The organism is Flavihumibacter cheonanensis, assembly GCF_022352215.1.
Lineage (GTDB): Bacteria > Bacteroidota > Bacteroidia > Chitinophagales > Chitinophagaceae > Flavihumibacter > Flavihumibacter cheonanensis.
Map to the genome: position 1 here is coordinate 1 of NZ_JAKRWF010000027.1, position 329 is coordinate 329.

1 other RNA gene is annotated in these 329 nt (G+C 52.6%); it reads right to left on the minus strand.

The features are described 5' to 3' along the window. Positions 1-327: a transfer-messenger RNA gene (gene ssrA, locus MD536_RS20985) on the minus strand. Positions 328-329 lie beyond the last annotated feature (2 nt).

Consider the following 329-nt stretch of genomic DNA (forward strand, 5'->3'; position numbering starts at 1 on the left):
GTCCGAAATTACTACACCGTCGGCACTACATGCTTAGTCCAATCTTTACATTCGCCGGCCAGCTGCGGATGGACACGCTACTGACAGACTAGCCTGATTGAGTTTAACGCTTCAGCCCCAGGCAGGACATCCACGCGATCTCTTTTGGGTTTGACCTCTCTTGATCCCCGTCCTAAGAGCGGAGGCTAGGGAGAGAGGGCTCTAAGCAGGGTATTAAGCTGCTAAAGCGTAGTTTTCGTCGTTTGCGACTATTTTTTTGCGGCTTTTTACGAGGCCAACCGCCCCTCGGCATGCTCCTAGGGCTTCGCAAATCCCGTCGAATCCAGAAT